The organism is Vibrio sp. L3-7, from assembly GCF_963898195.1.
GTDB lineage: Bacteria > Pseudomonadota > Gammaproteobacteria > Enterobacterales > Vibrionaceae > Vibrio > Vibrio echinoideorum.
In genome coordinates this window covers 1-27,000 of record NZ_CAWQUW010000004.1, presented here as the reverse complement: position 1 = coordinate 27,000, position 27,000 = coordinate 1, and the positions used below count along the sequence as shown (strand labels likewise).

The 27,000-nt window shown below is 43.4% G+C and carries 14 protein-coding genes; 6 read left to right on the top strand and 8 right to left on the bottom strand.

Annotation, left to right across the window (positions count from 1 at the left end):
- Positions 1-12: 12 nt before the first annotated feature.
- Both AACW75_RS04495 and AACW75_RS04490 read right to left on the bottom strand, forming a co-directional pair.
- Positions 13-1,374, bottom strand: a complete 1,362-nt coding sequence (locus AACW75_RS04495) for an HlyD family type I secretion periplasmic adaptor subunit (RefSeq protein WP_186437173.1) — start codon at positions 1,372-1,374, stop codon at positions 13-15.
- Entirely contained in the window at positions 1,371-3,476 is a 2,106-nt protein-coding gene (locus AACW75_RS04490) for a peptidase domain-containing ABC transporter (protein ID WP_145569789.1), read from the bottom strand. Before AACW75_RS04490 ends, AACW75_RS04495 begins: the two co-directional genes overlap by 4 nt.
- 351 nt (positions 3,477-3,827) lie before the next feature.
- Here AACW75_RS04490 and rtxH point away from each other — a divergent pair, with 351 nt between their 5' ends.
- From rtxH to rtxA, 3 genes are read left to right on the top strand one after another with little or no spacing between them, the layout of a single operon-like run.
- A complete protein-coding gene (rtxH, locus tag AACW75_RS04485; protein ID WP_017087586.1) occupies positions 3,828-4,172 on the top strand; it encodes a protein RtxH in 345 nt (114 codons plus the stop codon).
- Positions 4,173-4,198: 26 nt separating this feature from the next.
- On the top strand, positions 4,199-4,660 hold the full coding sequence (gene rtxC, locus AACW75_RS04480) for an RTX toxin-activating lysine-acyltransferase RtxC (RefSeq protein WP_145569791.1): 462 nt from the start codon (positions 4,199-4,201) through the stop codon (positions 4,658-4,660).
- A gap of 21 nt (positions 4,661-4,681) precedes the next feature.
- Entirely contained in the window at positions 4,682-19,315 is a 14,634-nt protein-coding gene (gene rtxA / locus AACW75_RS04475; protein ID WP_145569793.1) for an MARTX multifunctional-autoprocessing repeats-in-toxin holotoxin RtxA, read from the top strand.
- Positions 19,316-19,373: 58 nt separating this feature from the next.
- On the opposite strand, the gene AACW75_RS04470 is transcribed toward rtxA, so the two are convergent.
- Complete coding sequence (locus AACW75_RS04470; protein WP_145569796.1) at positions 19,374-19,805, bottom strand: PACE efflux transporter; 432 nt, start codon at positions 19,803-19,805, stop codon at positions 19,374-19,376.
- A gap of 129 nt (positions 19,806-19,934) precedes the next feature.
- Between AACW75_RS04470 and AACW75_RS04465 the strand changes: the two genes are divergently transcribed.
- On the top strand, positions 19,935-20,822 hold the full coding sequence (locus AACW75_RS04465) for a LysR family transcriptional regulator (RefSeq protein ID WP_145569798.1): 888 nt from the start codon (positions 19,935-19,937) through the stop codon (positions 20,820-20,822).
- A gap of 135 nt (positions 20,823-20,957) precedes the next feature.
- Here AACW75_RS04465 and arsB read toward each other — a convergent pair whose 3' ends face one another.
- The 3 genes from arsB to AACW75_RS04450 all read right to left on the bottom strand — a co-directional run bounded on the left by arsB (position 20,958) and on the right by AACW75_RS04450 (position 23,097).
- Positions 20,958-22,013 (bottom strand): ACR3 family arsenite efflux transporter, encoded by a 1,056-nt coding sequence (gene arsB, locus AACW75_RS04460; RefSeq protein WP_145569800.1) that lies wholly within the window; start codon positions 22,011-22,013, stop codon positions 20,958-20,960.
- A 104-nt stretch (positions 22,014-22,117) separates the two neighbouring features.
- Positions 22,118-22,459: an ArsR/SmtB family transcription factor gene (locus tag AACW75_RS04455; RefSeq protein ID WP_102553349.1), complete on the bottom strand. Its 342-nt coding sequence runs from the start codon at positions 22,457-22,459 to the stop codon at positions 22,118-22,120.
- A gap of 119 nt (positions 22,460-22,578) precedes the next feature.
- Positions 22,579-23,097 carry an HPP family protein gene (locus AACW75_RS04450; protein ID WP_145562614.1) on the bottom strand — a complete coding sequence of 173 codons (519 nt, stop codon included), beginning with the start codon at positions 23,095-23,097 and terminating at the stop codon, positions 22,579-22,581.
- Between the two features lie 155 nt (positions 23,098-23,252).
- Here AACW75_RS04450 and AACW75_RS04445 point away from each other — a divergent pair, with 155 nt between their 5' ends.
- Complete coding sequence (locus AACW75_RS04445) at positions 23,253-23,822, top strand: TetR/AcrR family transcriptional regulator (RefSeq protein ID WP_145569802.1); 570 nt, start codon at positions 23,253-23,255, stop codon at positions 23,820-23,822.
- Between the two features lie 82 nt (positions 23,823-23,904).
- Here AACW75_RS04445 and AACW75_RS04440 read toward each other — a convergent pair whose 3' ends face one another.
- Both AACW75_RS04440 and AACW75_RS04435 read right to left on the bottom strand, forming a co-directional pair.
- Positions 23,905-24,567 carry an START domain-containing protein gene (locus AACW75_RS04440; protein WP_237297612.1) on the bottom strand — a complete coding sequence of 221 codons (663 nt, stop codon included), beginning with the start codon at positions 24,565-24,567 and terminating at the stop codon, positions 23,905-23,907.
- The gene (locus tag AACW75_RS04435; protein ID WP_145569806.1) at positions 24,564-25,727 is read right to left on the bottom strand and encodes a glycosyltransferase; all 1,164 of its coding nucleotides are present in this window, start codon (positions 25,725-25,727) and stop codon (positions 24,564-24,566) included. The genes AACW75_RS04440 and AACW75_RS04435 overlap by 4 nt, the downstream gene beginning before the upstream one ends.
- A gap of 279 nt (positions 25,728-26,006) precedes the next feature.
- Here AACW75_RS04435 and AACW75_RS04430 point away from each other — a divergent pair, with 279 nt between their 5' ends.
- Positions 26,007-26,804 carry a Cof-type HAD-IIB family hydrolase gene (locus AACW75_RS04430; protein WP_145569808.1) on the top strand — a complete coding sequence of 266 codons (798 nt, stop codon included), beginning with the start codon at positions 26,007-26,009 and terminating at the stop codon, positions 26,802-26,804.
- Positions 26,805-27,000 lie beyond the last annotated feature (196 nt).

Below are 27,000 nucleotides of genomic sequence, written 5' to 3'. Positions count from 1 at the left end.
TCATATCCATACTTATCTCTCTCTTAGCGATTCTGCTTGGTATTCACGTATTGGGCTCAGCAGATAGTCGATAACACGACGTTTATCCGTTTTTATTTCCGCAACGACGGACATGCCTGGTGTCAACTCAATACTTTTACCGTTGATTAAGATGTTGTTATTCTTAAGCTTAACTAGGGCTGGGAAAATGAGCCCCAAGCGTTCGTCTGTAGTAGAATCACGAGAAATACTCAATAGCTCAGCTTCGATAGTACCGTAACGAGTGTATGGAAACGCATCTACTTTTACTGTCACTGACTGTCCTGGGTAAACAAAACCTACGTCTTTATTGAGAATTTGTATTTCCGCCTGCTGTACTGCATTTTCAGGGACAATAATCATTAAATTTTGTGCTGGTTGAAGTACTGCTCCTAGCGTGTAAATACTGAGTTGCTGAACCGTACCATCGACAGGAGAACGGATGATTTCTAACTGTTCACGCTCACGAACTTTAGACAACTCCTGAGCTAAACCCCCAAGTTGCAATTTCGCTTGTTTTCTTTTTTCGAGCCATTCTCTGTGTTTTTGTGCTTTGAACCCCGTCAGCCTTTCTTCAAGACTATGATATTGCGATTTTAGAACCTCTAATTCAGCTCGTTGTTGCGACACTTGGCGCTTAACTTCCAGTAGCTCTTTTTCTTGCTCTAGATACTCTACGTGTCCAATGACTTTTATTTGATTCAACGTTTTTCGTGCCGCGAGTCTCTGACTAATGTTTTCGGTTAACTGAATTAATGCGTTGATGTCACTTTGACGAGCCGCTTGGGATGTTTTGTTGACCTGCATTTCTGCTTTGATACTTGCAAGGGTCGACTCATATTCACGTTTCTCACTCAAGAAGTTTTCATTGATCAACGCTTGTTGTTCCAGTGGTAAGGCCGAAAATAATAGGTCCTCAGATAGTGGTAGGCCACTATTCAAAGATTGGTATCGAATTAGGTCATTAGTCTGAAATTCAGATTGAGTGATTAAACGGGTAATGTCTTGATTGATGCCTAAGGTATCAAGAGTAAGAAGCGGCGCGCCTTTTGTCACTCGTTGCCCATCTTTTACATGAATAGAGAGAACCCGGCTTTGTTCATAAGATTGAATCACTTGTGAGCGGCCAGAGACAACGAAACGCCCGGTAGCTGTCGCTTGTATATCTAATTTCCCCCAATACGCCCAAATTAATACAGCAATGACTCCCAAGCTGAGAGTGATGGCCGTTATTCGAGCAAATGGTGAAGGAGGACGTTGTGATAAGGCGAGGTGCGCAGGTAAAAATTCGTAATGTTTCTCAGTCGCTTGGTTTATTTTAAATTTGGCCAAGAATCGCTTGATGACACTTTTCATGCGTTTGAATCCTCTTGCTTGAGCTCTTGCTGAAGTTGCCATAATTGTTTGTACTGTTTGCCCAATGTGATTAACTGTTGGTGGCTACCTTGCTCGACGATATTACCTTGGTGTAGAACGATAATTCGGTCGCAATCTCGTACGGTGGATAACCGGTGAGCGATAGTGATGACCGTACGACCCTTCGCGATATTTGCCATATTGGATTGAATCAACGCTTGTGATTCGTCATCCAGTGCACTCGTGGCTTCATCCAGGATCATAATTTTGGGGTCTGAAAGTAGAGTTCGCGCAATCGCCAGGCGTTGTCTCTGCCCGCCAGAAAGGGACTGCCCACCTTCGGCTAAGATCGTGTCATAACCGATTGGGAGCTTCATGATAAATTCGTGAGCTCCAGAAAGTTTCGCCGCTTCGATAACCTCTTCTAAGCTAGCTTCAGGTTTCGATTGGGCAATATTTTCACAAACACTTTTGTTAAATAGGTAGTTTTCTTGCAGAACTATGCCTATTTGTTGGCGCAGTTGCTGGATGCCAATTTGATTCAGTGGTGTGTTATCAACCGTTATTAACCCTTTTTCTGGGCTGTAGAGTCGTAGCAGTAATCGAGCTAGAGTACTTTTCCCTGAACCTGATGTTCCCACAACGCCTAATGTTTCACCTGCTTGGATATCTAGCGACAAGTTGTTCAGGGTCGGTGGGATATCTGGTTGGTAACGAAATAGGATGTTTTTGAACGAAATCGCGCCTTGTAATGCAATCGTGTCGTTCCCTGTGTGCTGCTCCACAGGTAAATTGAGCATGTCTCCCAATTTTTCTAGTGCCACGCGCGTTTGAATAAATTGTCCCCATAACTCAACCATGCGTGATAAAGGTTGGGCTATATGGTTTGTCATCATATTAAAAGCGATCAGTTGGCCGATAGTCATCTCCAATGACAGTACTTCTGTTGCCCCTAACCACAGAACTCCAACACTTGTTACTTTCTGGATGAGTTGAACGACATGGTTGGATCGGTTGTTGAGTTGCTGAACCACGTACCCAGTAGAGACCATTTTTTCCGTTTGATCGTCCCAACGGCGAACAAAGCGAGGCTCTACGGCTAAGCTTTTTAGAGTTTCACTGCCAGCCACTGTCTCTGTGAGAAAAGAGGTATTTGCAGCGGCGTGCGTAAATTGCTCTTCTACCGCCGCTTGCATTCGAGGTGTAAGCCACCAAGCGAGAAATACATAAAGAGGGATGGTTGCAACAAATAGCCACGTGAGAGGAGGTGAAAGCAAACTCATTACGTAGAGAAAGACAAACATGAACAAGAACTCGACCGTTAAAGTAAACATCGAGCCTGTTAAGAATTCTCGTACTGTATCAAGCTCACGCACGCGAGTTACGATGGCTCCTACTTGGCGTGTTTTGAAGAACATCAAAGGAAGGCCAAACAAATGCTTTACTAACTTAAGTCCTAATTGAATATCAATTCTATTGGCTGTGTGCGCATACTGATATTCGCGTAAGCCGCGAAGTATAACCTCTACAATGCCAGTGATCACAAGTCCAATCACAAGCACATCAAGGGTTGACCAAGCTTGATGTACAAGCACTTTATCCATCACAACCTGAAAAAATAGCGGTGAGATTAAGGCGAGTATTTGCAATACAAAAGAAAACAAAAAAATTTCCCCGATTATTCTTTTGTGTTGCAAAAACTCAGGAATGAACCAGGCGATATTAAAACGTGATTGAGGTTGTTTTATTTCTATCCAACTTTTATTCCATATCGAGTTGATTTTATCATAGGGAATAACTTCAGGAGATTCTTTATTAGGGTTTTGTATTAAACAAGATCCTTTATTAGTTTTAGCTAAAATAAATGGTAACCCTTGAGCATCAAATAGAATAACAGGTGTTGTTATATTGTTAATTTTTTTTGTTTTTGAACGATTAATTACAACATTAACTTTGTTGTTTATTTGTATTTTCTTTAATTCATCGTTGAAGTTGTTTGATTCTTCAGTTGTATTTTTTGTATTCGTTATGTCTTTTTTTACGCCTAAAATACTTAAGTACAGGTTTATACACTTCAGGGTTAGAACTTCATTCTGTGTCATTATTTAAGCTTCATTGCTGATTTTTATGGTGTTTAAAAAAGGGCGGCATAGTATCAGCACCTTAGGAACTCTTCAAATTTATTATTACTAATAAGAAAAATAAAACATGCAATATTTTTCTTGGAAAATACATTGTTTATTTTTTTTATTATGATAATGAGATTTTTCAGTGTTTCAATTAATAGAATATATACTCTAAAACAAAAATAAAAGTAAGTTGATTCAATTTTTTTTGAGGTGTAAAATTAATTTATAAAACACCATTAATTCTTATTTGGTGTTTTTCTATTTTAATAATAGTTGTTTCTAAGGCTAATCAAGCCGTTGTATATAATTAATCGGGTTTAATTTATGACAGAAAAGTTTGTTCAAACAGTATCTAGTGTTAATTACAATAAAGGTGTTTTCTCTCTTTATTTCGTAGGTCAAGATCAAAACAATATGGCTAGTGGCGTAATGGCTGAAAATGATGGTGACCTCGAACTTAAACAAGTCGTACATATGCCAGCTTCTGGTTTTATGTATATGGTCTCAATGGTTAAAAATATGCTCGAAGATCCTCGTATGTCGGCAGAATTTGACAAGCTAGTTGCAGCAGGTTTTTTACCTTCAGACGAGCCTAATGTTGATCAGACTGAAGAAGTACAAACAGAAGAAAAACCTGCGCCAAAGAAGAGAGCTTCTAAAGCTAAATAATAGCTGTATTCGGTGATATAGAGCCTATGTCTATTACACATCAATCAGCAAATCTTACCTTAGCTCAAATTAAAAATTTAATTGGTGGAGTGATGTTGTTAAGTCAGCATTCTCCTCTCCACAGCAGATACGTTGTTGCTGAATGGCAGCAGCGCATTATGCCGGCGTTTGAGCTAAACCAGTTTTGCTATTACGAAGATGAACAAGGTCGCCCAATTGCATATTGTAATTGGGCGTTTTTGTCTGAGCAGAGTCGAGATGCACTGCTATCAGGGGATCGAGAAATCTCTTTATCTGACTGGCGGTCCGGTCAGCATATTTATATTCCAGAGATGATAGCGCCATTCGGGCATGGTCGAGAGGTCGTAAATGACCTTCGACGCCGTGTATTCCTTCCGTGGAAGGGGCAGAAAGTTTGCACTGTCCGCGGCAAGGTCGATGTTCAAAATGATCGCTGTATCAGAAAAGTACAGTGGTTTTCTATTTAACCCAAATTTAGAGTTTTTTTTATGGGAAAACCATTTTGGAGAAGTGTTGAATACTTCTTTACAGGGAACTATTCCGCCGATGAAGGTAACAACAACATTGTTGCTATCGGTTTTGGCGGCGAAATACATGCTCGTGGAGGTGATGATCACGTCACTGTCGGTTCAATTGGGGCGACGGTTTATACGGGTAGCGGAAATGATACGGTAGTAGGTGGTGCGGCATATCTAAGAGTAGAAGACTCTGTTGGCAACCTAAATGTAAAAGGTGCTGCCGGGTATGCGGACATTAACAAAAGTGGCGATGGAAACGTTTCATTCGCTGGCGCTGCTGGCGGAGTTTCTATTGATCATCTAGGTAATCGCGGTGACGTAAATTATGGCGGTGTTGCTGCATATAATGGGATAACCCGTAAAGGCCTAAGTGGTAATGTGACATTTGGTGGTGCTGGTGGCTATAACAGCCTTTGGCATGAAACAAACCAAGGTAACTTATCTTTTACTGGTGCAGGGGCCGGTAACAAACTTGATCGAACTTGGTTCAATCAATACCAGGGCTCTCGCGGTAATGTGACATTTGATGGTGTAGGTGCTGCTAACAGTATTAGCTCGCGAGTGGAAACGGGTAACATCACTTTCCGTGGGGCGGGTGCCGATAACCATCTCGTTCGCAAAGGTAAAGTTGGTGATATCACTTTACAGGGAGCGGGCGCATCAAACCGCATTGAACGAACACGACAATCGGATGATGTCTATGTGGAAACACGTGGCAACATTCGCTTTGAAGGTGTGGGTGGATACAACAGTATTTACTCTGATGTGGCACACGGTGATATTCATTTCTCTGGCGGCGGGGCTTACAACAAGATTACCCGTAAAGGGTCAGGTAGCGATTTCAAAGGCGAAGGGTTAGCCAATGCCAATGCCGGTGAGATCGTTCTGACTGCTGCACAAATGCATGGGTTATCGATTGGTAACGGGAATAAATTTCATTCTGTTAAGGCAATAAAATCAGAACGAGAGGCAAATACTTACTTGTTTGCTATCGCTGATGGTGCTTACACCAAAATTAATAAAATTCGTCTCTATAATGACTCGGAAACTGGAAACCTTAAGTACTACTCAGAAGCTTGGTATAAGCGTGGAAATCATTTAGCTAGCCTTGCTCGCTCCGATGTTTCTGGTTCAGGTGGGTTTGAGTCAAATCCAATCAATGGCGGCTACACCCTCTCTAATATCGAACTCGAACATCAACAAGTGGTTACGATTCATGCTGTTGAGAAAGACCTGACTGAATATGAATGGGTTACATACGCAAACGGTGCCTTAATCGATGCTGAAGATGTTGTTTTGGCCGATGCAAAAATGGGTGGCCATGCTATTTCTACAAATGGCACAACAGTTGATGTTAAAGGTGTTAAGTCAAATCGTAAATCAAACACGTATGTGTATGCGAAAGTGCTTGGTCCTTATACAAAAATTGTGGTTGTTGAATTAGCGAATGATTCAGAAACTGGCGAGTTAAAGTACCAGGCCCGCTCTTGGTACAAAGAAGGTAATTACACCGGAAATTTGGCCAATGAGGATATTTCGACAACAAATGGCTATCACTCAATGGGCCGAGGCGGATATTCGCTGAGTGATCTTCAGTACAGTGTAAATGCGGTAAGAAGTGCCAGCGAAACGGTCGCAGATATTGAGGAGTACAATGAACAAGCATTGATCAAACCTTCTACCGATACCGGTGAAAGCTCTGGGGATGTTCGTTTTAATGGCATAGGTGGCGGTAACGTTATCAAGTCCAACGTTACCCGCGGCGATGTTCATTTTAATGGCGGAGGGATTGCTAACGTTATTCTTCATAGCTCTAAGTTTGGTGATACCGAATTTATTGGCGGCGGCGCGGCTAACGTTATTGTTAAAAGTGGCGATGAAGGCGATCTTACTTTCCGTGGTGCTGGCTTGGCTAACGTATTAGTCCATCAGAGCAAGCAAGGCAAAATGGATGTCTACGCAGGCGGTGCGGTCAATGTATTGGTTCGTATTGGTGATGGCGAATATTTAGCTCACTTACTTGCTTATGGCAATGTTTCAGTTCAAAAAGGTAACGGTAATAGTCGTTTGACTATGCTAGGCGGCTACAACACGCATACCCAAATAGGGTCTGGCAATGGGTTGTGGTTAGCGGTTGGTGGCTTTAATGTCATGACACAGGTTGGTAAGGGCGACATCGCTTCTGTACTTGTCGGTGGCGCGAATGTCATGACTAAAGTGGGTGACGGTGACCTCACGGCAGGTATGCTTGGTGGTGCCAATATCATTACTCATATTAGCGGTGATGATACGGCCTCAAATACGACCGCAGTCGCACTTGGTGGTGCAAATATCCTAACCAAAAAAGGCAATGGCAATGCGCTTGCCGTTATGGGAGGAGGCGCTAACGTACTTACACATATTGGTGATGGCTCGACAACTGGCGTAATGGTTGGTGGGGCGAACATTCTAACCAAGGTGGGCGATGGTGACACCACTGGCATTATGTTGGGTATTGGTAACGTACTGACTCATGTCGGCGATGGCCAAACAATTGGCGTAATGGGTGCTGCGGGTAATATCTTCACCAAAGTAGGCGACGGCACTTCAATAGCCGCTATGATCGGCGTAGGCAATATCTTCACTCACGTTGGTGAAGGCAACGCGTGGGCGCTAATGGGTGGCCTAGGCAATGTATTTACCAAGGTTGGTCATGGTGATGCATTAGCGCTTATGGTCGCGGAAGCCAATGTCTTTACGCATATTGGTGACGGTACAACAGTCGCATTAATGGTGGCGAAAGGTAATATCGCAACCAAAGTGGGCAATGGTACTTCGATAGCCGCGATGGTAGGTAACGCAAATATATTCACTCAGGTGGGTAACGGCAGCACGTTTGCTGCAATGCTTGGCCAAGCCAATATCATGACTAAAGTGGGTAATGACCTAACTGCTGCATTAATGATCGGTAAAGCGAATATCTATACTCACGTTGGTGATGGCACAAGCTTAGGTTTATTTGCTGGCGAACTAAACGTGATGACGAAAGTGGGTAATGGAACAACCTTAGCCGCGATGTTTGGTAAAGCAAACATTATGACTCACGTAGGAGATGGTCTTACTGGCGTACTAGCCCTTGGTGAAGCGAATATCATAACGAAAGTCGGTGATGACTTCATGGGTGTTGTCGCAGCTGCGAAAGCAAACGTAGTGACCCATATTGGTGATGCAACAACCGCAGCTGTGTTGGCGGGTAAAGGTAATATCTTAACCAAAGTTGGTGAAGGAACCACCGTTGGTTTACTGATATCAAAAGTGGGTAATGTCATGACCCATGTGGGTGATGGTACGACTATTGGTTTGGCGAAAGGTAAAGCTAACATCATCACAAAAGTGGGCGATGGATTAGGCGTTAACGTGGCCTGGGGACAAGCAAATATCTTCACTCACGTCGGTGACGGTGATCGATACAACTTCGCCAAAGGTGAAGCGAACATCATTACCAAAGTCGGTGATGGCCAAGAAGTTTCTGTGGTTCAAGGTAAGGCGAATGTCATTACTCACGTCGGTAATGGCTATGATTACACGGGAGCTTGGGGCAAAGCGAATATCATTACGAAAGTGGGTGATGGCCGTAATGTTGTTTTAGCGAAAGGTGAAGCGAACATCATTACTCAAGTGGGTGACGGAGATAGCTTCAACGCACTTTGGAGCAAGGGCAATATTGTCACTAAAGTCGGTGATGGTATGCAGGTCACGGCGGCGAAAGGTAAAGCTAACATTACGACAACCGTGGGTAATGGCCTGAGTGTAACGGCTGCCTATGGTGATGCGAATATCAACACCAAAATTGGTGACGGTATTTCAGTTAACGTTGCATGGGGCAAATATAACGTCAACACCAAAGTGGGTGACGGTCTCAATGTTGCGGTGATGAAAGGCAAAGCAAACGTGAATATTCACGTAGGTGATGGCTTAGGGATTAACGCTTCTTATGCCAGAAATAACGTTGCTATCAAAGTGGGTAACGGTGATTTCTATAGCCTAGCCGTCGCGTCAAGTAACACTAGCAGCAATAAGCTTTCCGCACTGTTTGATAATATTAAACAAACTCTTCTTGGAGTGGGTGGCAGCCAAGCGATTAATTACCTAGTTCAAGGTGATGAAGCTTCGTCATCAGGAATTCAGAAAGGGCGAGGTGCTATTTCAACGCCTGAAATCACGAAACTTGATGGTTTCGCTCTGGATGAAATCGAAGAAGTAGGTTCCGATCTAGGAGACGGGCTAAGTGGAAGCGTGACTAACGTTGAAACGCCTGATCTCAGCAGCATGGAAAATGAACTCAACATCGAAGAGTCTTCAGATCAAGCGCAAGCACCTAACCTGATAGTTAATGGCGATTTTGAACAAGGTGGCGACGGTTGGGAATCTACTCATGGCGTAGAAGCATCATATTCAAGTAGCGCTTATGGCGTAAGTGGCGAAGGCCATGGCTCACGTGTAACAGAGCTAGATACTTATACTAATACAAGTCTTTCTCAAGATTTAACGGATTTAGCGGAAGGTGAGGTCATTGCGGTTAGCTTTGATTTTGCGAAGCGTGCAGGCATTTCAAGCAATGAAGGCATAGAGGTTCTCTGGAACGGTGATGTTGTATTTTCAACCTCTGGCGATGAAGCAGCTTGGCAACAAAAAACACTTAAGTTGACTGCAAATTCTGGCAGCAACCGAATAGAATTCAAAGGCACAGGCCATAATGATGGGTTGGGCTATGTTTTAGATAATGTGGTGGCGAAATCTGAAACGTCACACCAAGCTAATGCTGTTGCCGATAATGCGGAACAAAATCAAGCTGCAAAAAATGCAATGTCTGACAAAGAACGAGCGGAAGCCGATCGCCAGCGTTTAGAGCAAGAAAAGCAGAAACAACTTGAAGCTGTATCAGGTTCTCAGGCTCAATTAGAATCAACCGATCAAGAAGCATTAGAGAGTAATGGTCAAGCGCAGCGCGACGCTGTGAACGAAGAGTCTGAAGCGGTAACTAAAGATCTAACGGCAATGGCTCAAGGCCTTGATGTACTTGACAACAAAGCTGAGTATACGGGAGTGTCTGGTGATCATTGGCGCGATCGTTTTGCTGGTGGTCTTCTAAAGGATGTACAAACCCAATTAGACAATGCCAAAGATGTGTCTGGCGAACAGATCACTGCTGCGAAACAGACCCACGAAAGTAACCAAAAGAACGTCAACGATTCGGTGGCTAAATCAGAAGCAGGCGTTGCGAAAGGCGAAGATAATCGTTCTAGTGCAGAGCAAGATATTGCGGACGCTAAAGCCGATGCTGATGCACGTAAAGCAGAAGCGACCACGAAAACCAATGAAGCTAAACAAGCTGAATCGAATGCCAATAATTCAGCTAGAGACGCTGAAGAACGTGGTAATAGTGATGCAAGAAATGCTGAAAATAAAGCACATCAAGCACAAGCGGACGCGAAAGGTTCTAAGCAAAATGAAAGTGACCGCCCTGATCGTCAAGGTGCCTCTGGCAGCGGCTTATCTAATGAAAGTCATTTTACTCAAAGTGAAGAGACAACCAGTAGCGATGTCGACACGGTAAATCCACAGAGTGCCGACGGTCGATTCAGTGAAGGATTAACCGATCAAGAGCAAGAAGCGCTAGACGGTGCGGTTCAAGCCGTAAATCGACTACAAATCAATGCGGGTGTTCGTTCTAAAAACACCGGAAGTTCAATCACTTCTCTGTTCACTGAGAGCAATGCCGATAGCATCATTGTTGCAGATCGAGCGTCACAGGATGTAAACCGAAAAGATATTCGTATTTCAGGTGTTAGTCTTCACGGGTTGGGTGGAGTGGCTGATATTTCTGCTTCGATAATGAAAAACGTAGACGGTTTTGATTTCTCATTACTTGGTCCTGACGATGTAAAATTTATTGAATCAACTAAGAGACATCTTGGCAAACTGCCAACGGATTTACCTAGCAAAGAGCTGAAAGCTGTAAGAAGCAACATTCAGTCAATTCAGCGTGCTCCATCTGAGAGTAACCTTGCTCTGTTAGAGCTATCTGTTGAACAATGGCAGCAAAAACATCCGAAAGAATTTGCTCAACGTGGCGAGTTGGTTAAGACACTTCAGTTTGAAATTGTGTCGTTGCAAAGCCATATTCAGAAAAGCCGTTCGAAGGATGCTGGCATCTTCGGTATTGCAATCGATCCAAAATCTGTCGAAGCGTTCGAATCTAAGGTTGTGTTTGATGGTGTTGGTCGTGTAATTGGTTTAGTTGAACCTTTAGCTGATGACCAAATTAATAGCTTAAAGTCGCTTGAAGTGGTTTCACCGACTCTGACGAATTCTGCATCGGGCAGAGAAGCGGCAAAAACGGAAAGTGAGAGTATTGTTGAGTTTATTTATAAGCTAGGTCAGATAGAGAATACAGAAACTTCTACGAGTGAAATAAACAAGTTAGCAGAGCAAGCTAAGACGCTATGGATGAGCGGTAATGTGACTCAAGAAAGTGCCGTTAAGCTGTTTACTGAAGCTAATGACAAGCTTACTGAGCATCCTAAACTTCAAGTGTTGGCAAGCAAGTTGCTCTCTGACGCAAAGAAAGAAAAAGAAATAGGCCAGTACTTTGACAACTTGTTTGGCCGCCGTTTTGATTCTGAAATAGCTCATGAGTTGGTGAAAACACCTACAGAGAAAGCGATTAATACTTCAGTTCAAATCGGAACTAGCTTAGTTGATGATTTCGATGATTGGATGCATGGTCTGCTACCAGGTTCGGAAGACGACGTTTTACGATCTGAGCGAATCCAAACAAAAATGGAAGCATTCGCCCAAGCGATAACTAAAGATGAACGACCATGGTTTAGCCGAGTACCGACCTTAACTCAATTCTTAGAAGCACCGAATTATACGAACTTCAAGACCATGATGACACAAGTTGATGATGGTTTCGGAGTGATTAAAGTTCCTTTCCTTGCTGTGAAAATGGCAATAACTCCTGGTTTGGGGATGGAAATGGCACCGTGGAAAGCTGAGGGAGATCGCTTTTATCAGAATGTGATCACCAAAGCTCGTTCAACCAGTGCAGTCATATCGTCAGGGGTTGATGGTGAAAACCAAGTTAACCTTATTGAGAAGAAAACCAGTGATTACGGTACGGCCCTTCAATATCAACCGAAAGGCGATACTTACGATGACTTTAAAGAGGGCCGCAGCGTCGCTGATGGTCGAATTCTCAATCCGAGCAAAAAGACAACCTTTGAAAACAATGCGTTGAGTAATGGTCTGTCGGTAGTGACGGGTGCATCAGGCTCAACCAATATCATGACGCACCTGAACCAACATATTGCGAGCAAGATTCCTGGGTTCTCTGTTGATCAAGCGTATCTGAATACTTTGTCTTTCCTAGTTTTTGACGGCGGTCACTCTGTCAACGAGAGTCTTGCTGTGTACATGGCTCTTCAGGAAACAGGAGATGCTCGTAAAGTAGTATTGGAAAGCTACACCGCTAATTATCAGGATTTGATAGATCTAGTCGATGATAGCTCGAAGAGCACTGTGCGTGATGCGTTGGACAATGCCTTGGATAAAACTCTTGAGTTTTACAAGGAGCACGCACATTCCGCATCAAACGAATTGGAAGCTCTCGGTGGTAAGCGTAAGCCGATTTCAGAACGGATCAATGAATCCGTAACGATTGAAAATGACGACGCTCCGCCTAGAGACAAAGAGCCTCTAAGTCCGTTAACTCGTTTCCTAAACAATGAGTTGTTCGGAACTAAAGATGCTCGTCGTAAGGTCGGTGATATCACCCAAACATTGCTAGGGCTTGCTGTCGAAAAAGGCGAGTCTCAAAAAGTGACTCTGAAAGGTGAAGCCGGTCGTTTGTCTGGATACTTCCATAAGGGAGCGAAAGCACCAGAACCAGAAGGCGGAGAGAGTAAAGGAAACGGCAAAGTAGTGCTGTTCCTACACGGATCTGGTTCATCCTCAGAAGAGCAAGCGAGCGCGATTCGCAGTCATTATCACAAGCAAAATATTGATATGTTGGCTGTTAACATGCGTGGTTATGGCGAAAGCGACGGTGGGCCGAGTGAAAAAGGTCTCTATCAAGATGCCCGTACTATGTTCAAGTATCTCGTGAATGATAAGGGTATCGACCCAAGTAACATTATTATTCACGGGTACTCTATGGGCGGTCCGATTGCGGCTGATCTCGCGCGTTTCGTTGCTCAAAATGGTCAAGCTGTCTCTGGCTTGTTATTGGATAGACCAATGCCAAGCATGACCAAAGCGATCACTGCGCATGAAGTGGCGAATCCGGCAGGAATTGTTGGAGCTTTGTCTAAGGCGGTTAATGGCCAGTTCTCCGTAGAGAAAAACTTAAAAGGTTTACCGAAAGATACGCCGATCATGCTGTTAACGGATAATGAAGGTTTAGGCGGTGAAGGTGAGAAGCTTCGTGCCAAGCTAGCGGTATCTGGCTTTAACGTAACCGGTGAGCAAACCTTCTATGGGCACGAGGCGAGTAATCGCTTGATGAGCCAATACGCTGAACAAATCGTCTCTGGTTTGTTTGACGCAGATCGGGTATCAGCTGAAGCAAGCGAAGTACTAAAAGGCATCAAAAGCGACCTTTCTCGCTATGGTGATGCACTAAAACCAGACACAACTGTGCCAGGTAAATCGAAGGATATTCGCACTACCAAAGATTTCTTGAATGGTTACAAAACTGACCATGCGAAAGATATTGTAGAAGGTTTCAGACCTGATATGAATATCAAGCAGTTAGTGGATTTATTGGTCAAAGGCAACTGGAGTGCAGAACAGAAAGGTGCGCTTGCTTGGGAAGTCGAAAGCCGAGGTTTGAAGGCAACGTTCCAAGCTAAATCGGAGAAGCATAATCGCTTATTCCGTGACGTGGCTTCTTCAGGAATCACTGACGCTAAAGCCAGTGAACAACTTGCTCCTCAATTGTTGTTATTGAATTTATCAAACGATGGTTTTGGTGGCCGTTGTGATCCGCTATCTAAGCTGATACTTGTCGCTAAACAGCTAGAAAGCGATGGTCAGGTTGGCGTGGCGAGAAAGCTGTTAGAAAAGATGTATTCAACAGCTGCAGTCTTAAGTAACCCTGCGCTCTATTCGGAAACGGAGAGGGCAAATGCCAGTAAACTAATGAGTAGCCTTGCAGCAATTCACTCTAAGAACCCGATGCATGATACTTCTATGAAAGTATGGCAGGAGAAGCTTGAGGGCAAAAAAGCTTTAACGGTTACGGGTGTAATTGAAAAGATCACAGACGTTTCTGTTGACAACAAGCCTGTCTTATTAGAACTAGATGCTCCTGGTCATGCAATGGCTGCTTGGGCAAAAGGTGATGGAGAAAATCGTGTTTACGGTTTCTATGATCCGAATGCAGGTGTTGTAGAGTTCTCATCAAAAGACAAGTTTAGTACTTACTTGACTCGCTTCTTTGGTAAGTCTGATTTGAATATGGCTCAACGTTACAGACTACCAAAAAATGATGTTGGAGAAGCTATTTTCAACCGTGTTGTGGTGATGGACGGCAATACGTTAGCTACTTACAAGCCTACATTAGGTGACAAGACGACATTGCAGGGAATTCTTGATTTACCTGTCTTTGACGCAACACCAATTAAGAAGTCAACAGAAGTAAAAGTAACGGACCTTGAATCGTTAGGAAACAAGACAAAACTAGTCGTTGATTTGTCTACCATCATGACGAAGCAAGAGTTGAAAGATGGCGGTAAAGTCTTTGCTAAACCGATTGGTGCTTCTTATCAAGCCATCTTGGATCAAGTTGAATTAGTGCATAGTTCTATTGGTCGAGATCAGGTGGGGGCGAGTTTTGAACTGAACAAGCAGATCAATAATTATTTGGCTGAACATCCAACCTCTGGACGTAACCTTGCGTTGACGACATTGAAAGAGCAAGTAAACATTGCGCTGTTCAGTGGCAAGATGAAAGTAACCCAAGAGAGCATTGATGCTATTGCACAGACACGAACTGATTTGGCCGCTCGTATTTATGTTGTTGCTATGGAAGAAGCAAATGGCGAGCATATTGGCCTAACGGACATGATGGTGCGCTGGGCTAATGAAGACCCATACTTATCACCAAAACAAGGTTATGCAGGAGAAACTCCGAGTGACTTGGGCTTTGACGCGAAGTATCACATCGAGCTTGGTGAACAGTATTCTGACTTTAAACTATGGTTAGAAAAATCACAGTCTGCTGACTTGCTTAGCAAAGCTGTTTTGGATGAGGCAACAAAAACCGTTCACCTTGGCTATAGCTATCAGGAGCTTCAGGATTTGACGGGGGTTGAGTCGGTACAAATGGCTTTCTACTTCTTGAAAGAAGCCGCTAAAAAGTCTGACCCAACGACCAGTGATTCCGCTGAAATGATACTGCTGAAAAAATTCGCTGATCAAAGCTATATATCTCAGCTTGAGACAGATCGTATGGATCACATTGAGGGTATATATCGCAGCAGTCATGAGACCGACGTCGACAATTGGGATCACCGTTATTCTGGTGCTGGTTATGATGAGTTAAGCGACAAGCTTGCGGGTGCGAAAGGCGATGTTGAAGAACAATTGTCAGTACTTCTCAATGAGCGCAAAGGCCTCCTAATTGGGGAAGTTCATGGAAGCGATGTGAATGGTCTGCGCTTTGTTAATGAACAAATGGACGCGCTCAAAAAGCAAGGTGTGACAGTCATCGGCTTAGAGCATCTCCGTTCTGACCTTGCCCAACCACTGATCGACAACTATTTGTCCACAGGCATTATGTCTAGTGAGTTGAGTGCAATGATCAAAACTAAGCATTTAGATATTACGTTGTTTGAAAACGCCCGTGCTAACGGGATGCGCATTCTTGCTCTAGATGCAAATAGTACAGCGCGACCTACAGTTCAAGGTACAGAGCATGGCTTGATGTACCGTGCTGGTGCTGCGAACAACGTTGCCGTCGATGCATTGCAAGCTCTTCCTGATGGTGAAAAGTTTGTCGCTATCTACGGGAAAGCGCACTTGCAGTCACATAAAGGTATCGAAAGCTTTGTTCCAGGTATTACCCATCGTTTAGGGTTGCCTGCACTTAAAGTGAGTGCCTCGGATCAGTTTGTCATCGAACAAGATGATAAGACTTTGCGTGCTGTCTACGATGATGTAGCAAATAAACCTAATATTGATTTCCAAGTGAGCTTAAATGGCTCGGATGAGACGGTTAAAAACAAAGACGTTAACAGTTGGGAACGCCTCGTAGTATCCCCTCAATCTGACGGCGGTGAAACGCGCTTTGAGGGTCAAATAATTATCCAAATGGAGAATGATTCTGCGGTTTCCAAAGCTGCTGAAAATCTAGCTGGCAAACATCCAGATAGCACCGTGGTTGTACAGCTTGATTCAGACGGCAATTATCGTGTGGTTTACGGTGACCCATCTAAGCTACCTAAAGATAAGTTAGCTGGACAATTACGTTGGCAACTTGTTGGTCATGGTCGAGATGAATCTGAAAACAATAATACTCATTTAAGTGGTTACAGCGCAGATGAGTTAGCCGTGAAACTAGCAGCGTTTAATAAAGCGTTTAGTGAAGCTGAAAATGTGAAGGCTAAACCTGATCATATTAGTGTGGTCGGTTGTTCGCTAATCAGTGATGACAAACAAAATGGCTTCGGAAGACTTCTTATTCAATCGATGGGTGACAACGATATCCGTAGCGATGTTTCTGTCCGTAGCTCAGAAGTTGCTGTTGATTCGAATGGTCGTAAACATACCCATGACGAAAATGGTCATTGGGTACAAAAAGAGAAAAGTAACAAAGTGACACTTAGCTGGGATGAACAAGGCGAAGTGACCGAAAAACATGAGCGTATAAGAAATGGTATCGCAGAAGGAGACATCGATCTTTCTCGCGTAGGTACCAGCGACGTTGATGATACCGCTCGCGGCGCAATTGCTGAAAACAGTGATGTGTTTAATGCCCCAGAAAAACGTAAGAATGAGACTGAATCCTCTTCATCTGATAACAGCAGTAATAAGCTCAGCTACTCTGGCAATATTCAAGTCAATGTTGGTGATGGTGAGTTTACCGCGGTTAACTGGGGTACTTCGAACGTTGGCATTAAAGTCGGTACAGGTGGCTTTAAATCTCTAGCTTTTGGTGACAACAACGTGATGGTTCATGTTGGTGATGGGAAAAGTAAACACAGCTTTGATATTGGCGGCTATCAAGCTCTAGAAGGCGCACAGATGTTCATCGGTAATCGTAATGTGAGCTTCAATTTGGGGCAAAGCAACGATCTTATTGTGATGATGGATAAATCAATTCCTACGCCTCCTCTGGTTAATCCGTTTGACGGCGCCTCTCGAATCTCTGGTGTGTTAAAAAGCATAGCGAGTTCAGGTGAAGGTCAAGATTGGTTAGCCGCTCAAGAGCAGCAGTGGACATTATCTGGGGCTAAAAAGTTCGTTAAAGACATGTCTGGCTTAGATCAGAGTAGCAGTGTTGATTACACAAGCTTGGTTGACTTGGATTCTCAAAATGAACGCAGTAGCCGCGGCTTGAAAAATGACGCAGAAGCGACGTTAAACAAGCAATACAACCAGTGGTTAGGCGGAAGTGATAACTCTGACTCAAGTAAAATGAGTCGTGCAGATAAGTTCCGTCAAGCGAATGAGAAGCTAGCCTTTAACTTTGCTGTTGGTGGCCAAGGTGCTGATATTCAAATGACGACGGGTAACTGGAACTTTATGTTCGGTGATAATATCCAGTCGATTCTTGATACCAATTTGGGTTCGTTGTTTGGTCTTATGACTCAACAATTTTCCACAACGGGGCAAGCTAAAACAACGTTTACTTACAGCCCCGAAGATCTTCCTCGTCAGTTAAAAAACAAGCTTCTAGGTCAACTAGCCGGTGTAGGTGCAGATACAACGCTAGGTGATATTTTCGGTGTGGATTACACAGCTGCAGGGCATATTGTGTCTCGTACTGGCGAATCAGTAGATGGTGTCGCAATCCTAAAAGAAATGCTGGAAGTTGTTGGTGAGTTTAGTGGCGATCAATTACAAGCCTTCGTTGACCCAGCTAAGTTGCTAGACAACCTAGAGTCGGGCGTCAATATGGGTGCTGACGGCATTAAGACGTTCGCAGAAACGCACGGCTTGAAAGAAAAAGCACCGGAAGAGGAAGAAGATAATTCATCCGCTTCTGTTAATGGCACTAATGTCGCTGGATCTCAGGATAACGGCGATGCAATAACGACAGATAGCTCCGCTAAAGAAGATCGTGCATTTGGTTTTAATTCGCTAAATCTACCTAATTTGTTTGCTACCATTTTCAGTGAAAATAAGCAAACAGAAATGAAATCTCTGGTGGAAAACTTAAAAGAAAACCTGACGGCTGATCTACTGAATATGAAGGAGAAAACATTTGATTTCCTTCGTAATAGCGGTCACTTGCAAGGCGATGGAGACATCAACGTTTCTTTAGGCAATTACAACTTCAACTGGGGTGGTGATGGTAAAGATCTCGGCGCGTACCTAGGAGATAACAATAACTTCTGGGGTGGTCGAGGTGATGATGTCTACTATGCGACAGGAACATCTAATATCTTTACCGGCGGTGAAGGCAATGATATGGGCGTGCTAATGGGACGTGAAAATATGATGTTCGGTGGCGAAGGCAATGATACTGCCGTTGTTGCTGGACGAATCAATCACGTGTTCTTGGGCGCGGGTGATGATGAATCATTTGTCTTTGGTGAAGGTGGCGAAATTGACACTGGAACTGGCCGTGATTATGTCGTCACATCTGGCAACTATAACCGTGTTGATACAGGCGGCGACCAAGACTACTCAGTTACGATTGGTAATAATAACCAAGTTGAGTTGGGGGCTGGTAATGACTTCGCCAATGTCTTTGGCAATTACAACCGTATCAATGCTAGTGACGGCAATGATGTTGTTAAGTTAATGGGTTATAACGCGGTGCTCAACGGTGGCGAAGGTGATGATCATCTAATTGCTGCTGCGCTTTCTAAGTTCAGCCAGTTCAATGGTGGCGAAGGAAGTGACGTGATGGTACTTGGTGGATTCCAAAATACCTTCAAGGGCGGCACTGGCGTAGATAGCTTTGTTGTAAGTGGTGACGTCATTGACAACCTCGTTGAAGACATTCGCAGCGAAGACAACATTGTTTTCAATGGGATTGATTGGCAGAAATTGTGGTTAGAACGCAGTGGCTATGATCTTAAATTGTCGATACTGCGCGATCCTGAAAGTGATACTGACCAAGCCAAGTTTGAACACATTGGTTCTGTAACTTTCAATGATTACTTCAATGGTAACCGTGCGCAAGTTGTTGTTGCGATGGGAGATCAAGGCACATCGCAAGATCATACTGTGTTGTCCAATAATGCGGTTGATGCATTGGTTCAAGCTATGAGTGGCTTTGAACCTCAGGTTGGTGACAATGGCTTTATCGATAACCTTGATAGTAAATCTCGCGTTGCGATTACAACAGCATGGTCCGATGTATCTAAAGGGAACAGTGTTATCTCGTAGCAAATAATCTCTACTTTAGGTAAATAATATGAGCCGTCTTCTTTTGAAGACGGCTTGATTAATTCAGCACACTTACTTTCCCTTTCGCAACCAATTGATCTCGGATCGAGTCATACGCCCAGTTGAACGCAATCGCGTAAAGTACGAAGAAGATAACAATCCCTATATCCATTACCAATACAGTCCAGAAATCGAGTTGAAGTACCCACATCAGTAGTGGGAACGACACCAACATCAAACCCAGTTCGAAACCTAAGCCGTGCAAAATACGTGTTTTCTTGGTTCGTTTGCTGCGGTCAGCACCGTAAATTTTATCGTAGCCGTAGTTATAGACGTAGTTCCACGTCATCGCAATCAATGACAAAGACAGCGCTAACCCTGCCATTTTTACTGCTCCGCCACCGACAATGTAAGTTGCCGCTATAGCCATAAAAATCAAAGCAACTAATTCAAATAGCACCATGTGTAACATGCGTTCTTTATGTGACATCTTTTTACTCTCTTTATCTATTTCTAGCCTCTGATGGGCTAATGACTTGGCTAGATAATATCTGCTTAAATGATAATATAAAGATAGTTAGCATCACATATGGTGATAGTAAGTATTAGGAGAAACCGAATGTACAACATTGAACAGCTAAAAATGTTTGTGTATGCCGTTGAATTAGGGTCATTTTCTGCTAGTGCGCGTCAATTGGGTAAAGTGCAGTCGGCAGTGAGCCAAGGTATCAGTAATCTTGAAATAGATTTTAATGTTGAGCTCTTTGATCGTTCGACTCGAAAGCCTTCACTAACCAAAGCGGGCGAGCAGTTATTCAAACAGGTGAAAGCGATCGTGCTTCAGGTTGAAGATCTGAATGTGACGGTTAATGCGATGGGTAGCGGTGAAGAGGGGCTCATCAAAATTGCATTAGATGATTCATTACTGGTTCCGAACCTATCTAAAATCCTGAATGAATTCAGTAAACAATTCCCTGCGACTGAAGTTGAACTGGTTGCGTGTACCACAACGGAGGTCAATCCGCTGATTATCGAAGAGAGAGCCGATATTGGATTGATGTTTACCAACTTGGCTTTTGATGTCGGCTCTGAGCCTTGCTTTATTGGCCACTTGCCGTTTATTGCTGTGTGTCATCCAAGTCATGCGCTCGCAAAAACAGGTGTTGCGAAACTCTCTGACTTACTCCCGCATCGTCAGTTAATGTTGAGGGGAGACAAAGGTAAGGTGATGGATCAGTTTCCGCTGATTGCCGGTAAGGTATGGTGGTCAAACAGCTTTATTGTTATCAAAGAGGTGGTGCTCGGCAGTGATATTGGCTGGGCATATTTACCCAAACACCTTGTCGAAGAGGAGTTGGATAAGCAACGTTTAGTGGAGATTAATGTCTCATTCGATCACAAAACATGGTCGCCGCCCGTTGATCTTGTTTTGTCTAAAACACGATCAAAGGGGCCAGCATTGCTTTGGCTTGAGCAAGCCCTGAAAGGCTTATTGGACGAAACGTAAACTGGACGAGACTTAAATTGTACGAGATTTCATAAAGAAAAGGCTCACCGTTTAACGTGTGAGCCTTTCTGTTTTAAGTGATGCTGATTTTGTTAGTTCTAGATGTAGATGTAGATGTAGATGTAGATGTAGATGCTAGGCGCTAGATTTAACCGTTTGACCGTTGTAGTACTTGTCTTTCATCTTAAGCGCCACGTTCACTAAATAAATCAGCACGGGTACTTCAATCAGTGGACCGATAACGCCAGCAAATGCTTGGTCTGAGTTGATGCCGAATACAGAGATTGCTACGGCAATGGCTAACTCGAAGTTGTTACCTGTCGCTGTAAATGCGATTGACGCGTTCTTGTCATACTCAATACCCATCTTCTTACCAATGAAGAAGCTGATGAAGAACATCGCTGTGAAGTAGATAGTCAGTGGAACCGCAATCGACAATACGTCCATTGGCAGTTCTATAATCATCTCGCCTTTTAGGCTGAACATCAGAACGATAGTTGCTAATAATGCAATCAGTGTGATTGGAGAGATACGTGGAATAAACACATCGTTGTACCATTGCTCGCCTTTCATCGACACAAGGATCTTGCGGCTTAAGAAGCCCGCTAGGAATGGGATACCTAGGTAGATAAGTACACTGTGTGCAATATCGATCATCGAGATATCAACCATCATGCCTTCGTAACCGAATACAGGTGGTAGAACGCTGATGAATAACCACGCCATAAAGCTGTAGCTCACGACTTGGAATGCGCTATTCAAAGCAACCAAAGCTGCGCCGTACTCTTTGTTACCGCCGCCGATATCGTTCCAAACCAGAACCATCGCCACACAACGAGCAAGACCAATCAGAATGACACCCACCATGTAACCAGGGTGGTCACCCAAGAACGTCAGTGCCAGCACGAACATTAGAATTGGGCCAACTAACCAGTTCATGATTAAAGATAGCTTGATGGCTTTCTTATCTTTGATCACGGTGCCTAACAGGTTGTAGTCAACCTTAGCCAGAGGTGGGTACATCATCAAGATAAGGCCAATCGCAAGTGGAATGTTGGTGGTACCAACCGACATCGATTCATTCCACTGTTCGATCTGTGGGAATAGGGTGCCAAGCAAAACGCCAAGGCCCATAGCGATAAAGATCCACAGCGTTAAATAGCGATCTAGAAAACCTAATTTTGGTTTCATGATATTTTCTCTTTGGTTTATATCGTCAATCGTCGAAATACGATATTTGAAAGCAAAAAATACGCTTAGTTCATTCTATATTCGACAAACTAAGCGCGATAAATCTATTTTAAAATGGTGTCGATCAGCGTCTCAAATTGCTGAATATTATCTCGATTAATGCGGTAGCACATCTTCGGTGGTATCGATTCAGCAGTGATGAAACCTGAGGTTTTCAAGATTCTTAGGTGCTCTGATACTGTTGATTGCGCCAAACCTAATTCGCTAACCAGATCACTGTTCAAACAGCCACCAGACTTTTCTAAAGCGGATAAAATACTAAGTATGCGAATTCTCGCTGGATGCGCGAGTGCTTTTGCTAACGCAGCCATCTCTTTTTCTGCTTCAGCATTACTTGGCGGAAGAGGAAGAGAACAGCTTTCTGTTACTTGGCATGTTGTAGTCATACTTAAGTGGCTCACTTTACGCTAATCGTTAAAAGACGATTGATAGTAAGCCTATTTCTTTTAGTGGTCAACGCTAATTTGTTTAATGCCTGATAGGAATGGCCAGTTCTAACATTGATTTAAGATTTCCCTACCCAATATAGCGGCCACTTTTGCTGTGCTGACGTGTTATTGAGCATGGCCCCAATACAAACCAATGCAATGCTACCAATCAAAACTGGGGTAAATAGGAAAGTCCAATCCACAGCCGATGTGCCAGCTAACGCGATGACGATTGGGTTAGCTCCTGCTGGCGGGTGAACAGCGCGGAAATATTGCATCAACATGATTGCCGAGCCTACCGCCATCGCCATTACTAAATAAGAATCACCAAACCCATACAGTGCGATCAACCCAACCGCAGCAGAGATAAAATGACCAGCGATGATGTTCCTTGGTTGAGCGAGAGGCGATGTTGGAACGGCAAACAAGAGAACACAAGTCGCGCCAAAAGGTGCCATCAACCAAGGAACTTCAGATTGCTCTGCGAGTAAACATAAAAACAAGATGCCTACCGTGCCACCAACAAATCCCTTTATTAGCTGACTGAGCGTTGCCCGTGGTGGAAGTTCACCTCCGCCGATTAGTTTTTTCATCATCGCGACTTACCTCTTTCAAGATTAAAAATACAAAGTGTACAGATCTGTACTTGTTGAATTGAATAATACAGATCTGTACACTGTTGGCAACAGGTAATTTAGTCGCTGTAAATTTAGCAGCATCAAATTTTTCCCGATTTGAAAGAGTAATAGGCATGAGTAAGAAAGAACTGATCTTGGATGTAGCCGAATCTTTGTTTAACCAATTTGGGTATACCGCCGTTGGTGTAGATAGGATCCGAGATGAGGCTGCGGTTTCTAAGACATCGATGTACCGTCACTTTGGGTCAAAAACTAAGTTGATTGAAGCCGTGTTGGAAAGGCGTCACCAGCGTTTTGAATCGAGTTTAGAAGCGGCACTGGCATCGGTTTCTGGGTTGCAAAACCAACTCGATGCGCTGTTAGATTGGCATTTTTCATGGTTTGAACAACCTGATTTTAAAGGTTGTATGTTCATGCACGCGCTAGCCGAATTCAAAGAATCGGACGATAACATTGCGATGCTTTCACAGAAGCATAAGGGTTGGCTTAAGAACACGATTCACAATGTGGTAATCGGTGGCGAAGAGGTAGACGCAGCAACATTAGAATTACGCAGTGAATCCGTCATGACCTTCATTGAAGGGCTTATCGTGAGAAGTGAATTTGGTGAGTTAGATGCGAGTTTGCATTTAAAAAAAGAAGCTTGTCGAAAAGCACTGCATGCATTGGCAGCTTTAGACTGAACTTAGAATTAACTGATGAGGGTAGGTTGTGCCTACCCTCGCTGCACCGTTTCAGCAGCGTCGTGTTGGGTAATCAACTTCATTAAAGTGACTGATAGTTCTTGATGAAATCAAGTGTACGATCAGCGTATGCATGTGAATCCAACATCTCAGACAAACCACGAAGTGTCTTGTAAGGTTGAGATACCGCAACCATATTAATTAACCAAGATGGAATAGATCCTCCCGGGTCACTCAATACTTGATAAGAAATATGAGTTGTATTGTTGTCCAGTGGTGTGAGAACCCATCGTGATTCTAAATGAGCCACTCTGACCACACTTTTATCTTCATTTGGTCGATAATTAGGCCTACCGTGTTGGTTAATTATGACGATTAACGTGTCGGGATCTTGCTCGATAAAGTTTTCGACAATGGCTTCACGATCCGAGACGGGCCAAGGTGCTTTTGTATAAGTTTTAGTGACAGTGTGCGCTTCGTTAAAATGTTCTATCTCTTCCATTTTATCAATGTTCTCTAGCCATTGAGTACCTACTGAAGTATCGGTAAACAAAGCTATGATTGAAGTCAGATTGGCTTGGATATCGGCTTCTGCACGAAACTCTTTAAAGTCGTTACCTTCAATTTTTCGGTTGTAGACTTCGATGCCTTTTTTATCGCGTACGAGCTTCCACTCATTGGCATTCGACGCTAAAGCTGAAAAGGACGTCACTATGATTATGAAAGTTAGAATCTTACTGATCATGAGAGTGATCGCCCTTTCCAGGTGACTTTATTGTTCTTTGATAAACGATAGCTGTTAAGAATCAACAAGCTTTGCAACGAAATCCCCAAAGGCACAGCGAACGCATAGCGAGCTGGTATAAAGAGTTCTTTGGCCAAAATAAGATAAGTGACCATGGAAGCAATCAACATCAGAGTATTGATAGCTAGGGAATAAGTATTTAATGATGAAGGGTCGCCGATGAAATGTTGAGTTGATACAAGCAGCATCACCGGGGCAGCCCATGCAATGACATTCGTTTTTATGAATGCGCGAAGTACTTGGAATCTCGACTGGCAATTTACAATAAGATTCATGTTTTTCGAGAAGCCCGCCCAAATCGAACCAAAGTCGGAATACATATGAGTACTCATGAGCTCGTCCGCAAAAGCCCAAAACGTTTTTAGTCCGCACATCTTCATTAGTTTTGCAAAAGCGATGTCTTCGGATATTTCGCTGGCTACCGCACTATGCCCACCTACCGCATCGTATGACTTTCGTGTAAAAAGCATGGCTTGGCCGTTAGCAATAGCTTCTGCTTTTGACTTGTCGTTTGCGTTCTTGAAGTTCATATAAGACGCGATTGAAAGAAATATGCCGGGTAAGGTGATTTTCTCAACGGTTGATGTAAATGCTTGTTTAGGGTTGAACGACAGTAAATCCGTTTTGTGTCTTGAGGCGAAGTGGATAACGCTCTGTAGCATCAAGGGTTCAGACTTTGTATCAGCATCGATAAAATACAAATACTCACCGGTTGCCTGCTGTGAGCCCACCATGCAAGCGTTGCTTTTCCCTAGCCAATTGGGCGGTAACTTTCTTCCTGATATACAGCGAACGTTAACGCTTGATGCGTCGATTAGCCTATCTACGATGGTTCTTGTCGAATCAGTAGAAAAATCATCAACCACAATGATTTCAAATCTGTCTCTTGGGTAGTTTTGCTTCATTAGCGAACTGAGGCTGGTCTCAATATTATCTTCTTCATTTCTCGCAGGGATAATAATGGAAACGGTTGGCCATTTGGTTCTATTCAGCGAAATTTTAGGCGTAATGTGAACGCGGTGGCGCGCTAAATTGGCAAGTGTGATTAGAAACTTGATGGTAACGACGCAAAACAAGGTCGAAGTGATAGCTAGAATCATGATTACAGTGGTCAAAAAAATAAAGTGATAGAGTCTAAGGAGCGTATAGCCTTAAGGGGTTTCGTTCACCTCTGGTATGTAGGACTCAATCATTCAAAGCGACATGTCGGGCAATTCAGTTTTGCATTTGAACCACCTTTGAAGCGATTTATTAGAGCTCAGAAATAAGCATTGTATTCACTGGCTACTCTAACGATATAATCGAACGCAGAACCGTTACCCAAGATAACGAATAATCATAATTTACACTTTAATTTTTACTTATAGGTAAGCTCTGAAATGCCACAACAGAACATCAAATTTATCGCGGCTGATATGGACGGCACTCTCCTTAACGAGCACGGAAAGTTAGACCCTGAATTCTTCAACCTTTATGAGCGATTAGAAGCTCAAAATATTATTTTTGCTGCGGCTTCGGGTCGTCAATATTACAGCTTGATGGAGACATTTTCTCCGCTAAAAGATCGCATGATGTTTGTTGCTGAAAACGGCACACTAGTGATGCACAAAGGCCAAGAGCTATACAGTTGCTTGCTAGATAGCGATGCCATTAAAGACATCATCAAAGAAGCTCGTGCTATTGAAGGTGCCCATGTGGTGCTATGTGGTAAGAAATCAGCCTACATCGAAACCAAAGACGAGCGTGCTTTAGCGGAGATCTCTAAGTACTACCATCGCCGCGAGCAAGTAGAAGACTTACTGGCGGTAGAAGATGATTTCATCAAAGTGGCTATCTGTCACTTCGACGGCTCACAAGAGAAAGTGAACCCAACTATTGATGCCAAATTCGGTGAGAACTACCAAGTGGTGGTAAGTGCAAAAATTTGGCTTGATGTGATGAATGCTGAAGCTTCAAAAGGCGCAGCGATTAAGCATCTACAAAACACATTAGGCTTCACTTACGAGCAGACTATGAGCTTTGGTGATTACCTAAATGACTTGGAAATGCTTAAAGAGAGCTACCACTCTTACGCGATGGAAAACGCACATCCAAAACTGAAAGAGATCGCTCGTTTTGGTGCTCCGAGTAACGTCGATGCTGGTGTGTACCAAGTGCTTGAGAAGCTCCTAGCCTAGCCCACAGACACTGATGTCAATTGTTATTGAAAGCCAACTCCGTTAATGAGTTGGCTTTTTTAATCGACGTGTCCCGTCCTGAAATGTGTTTACACATTGAGGACGAATTATGACTACTTCAAATAATACCTACGTTAAGCGCACTCAGCGTGATTACACACTAGGCTTTAAATTACAGGTCGTCGCCGCTGTAGAA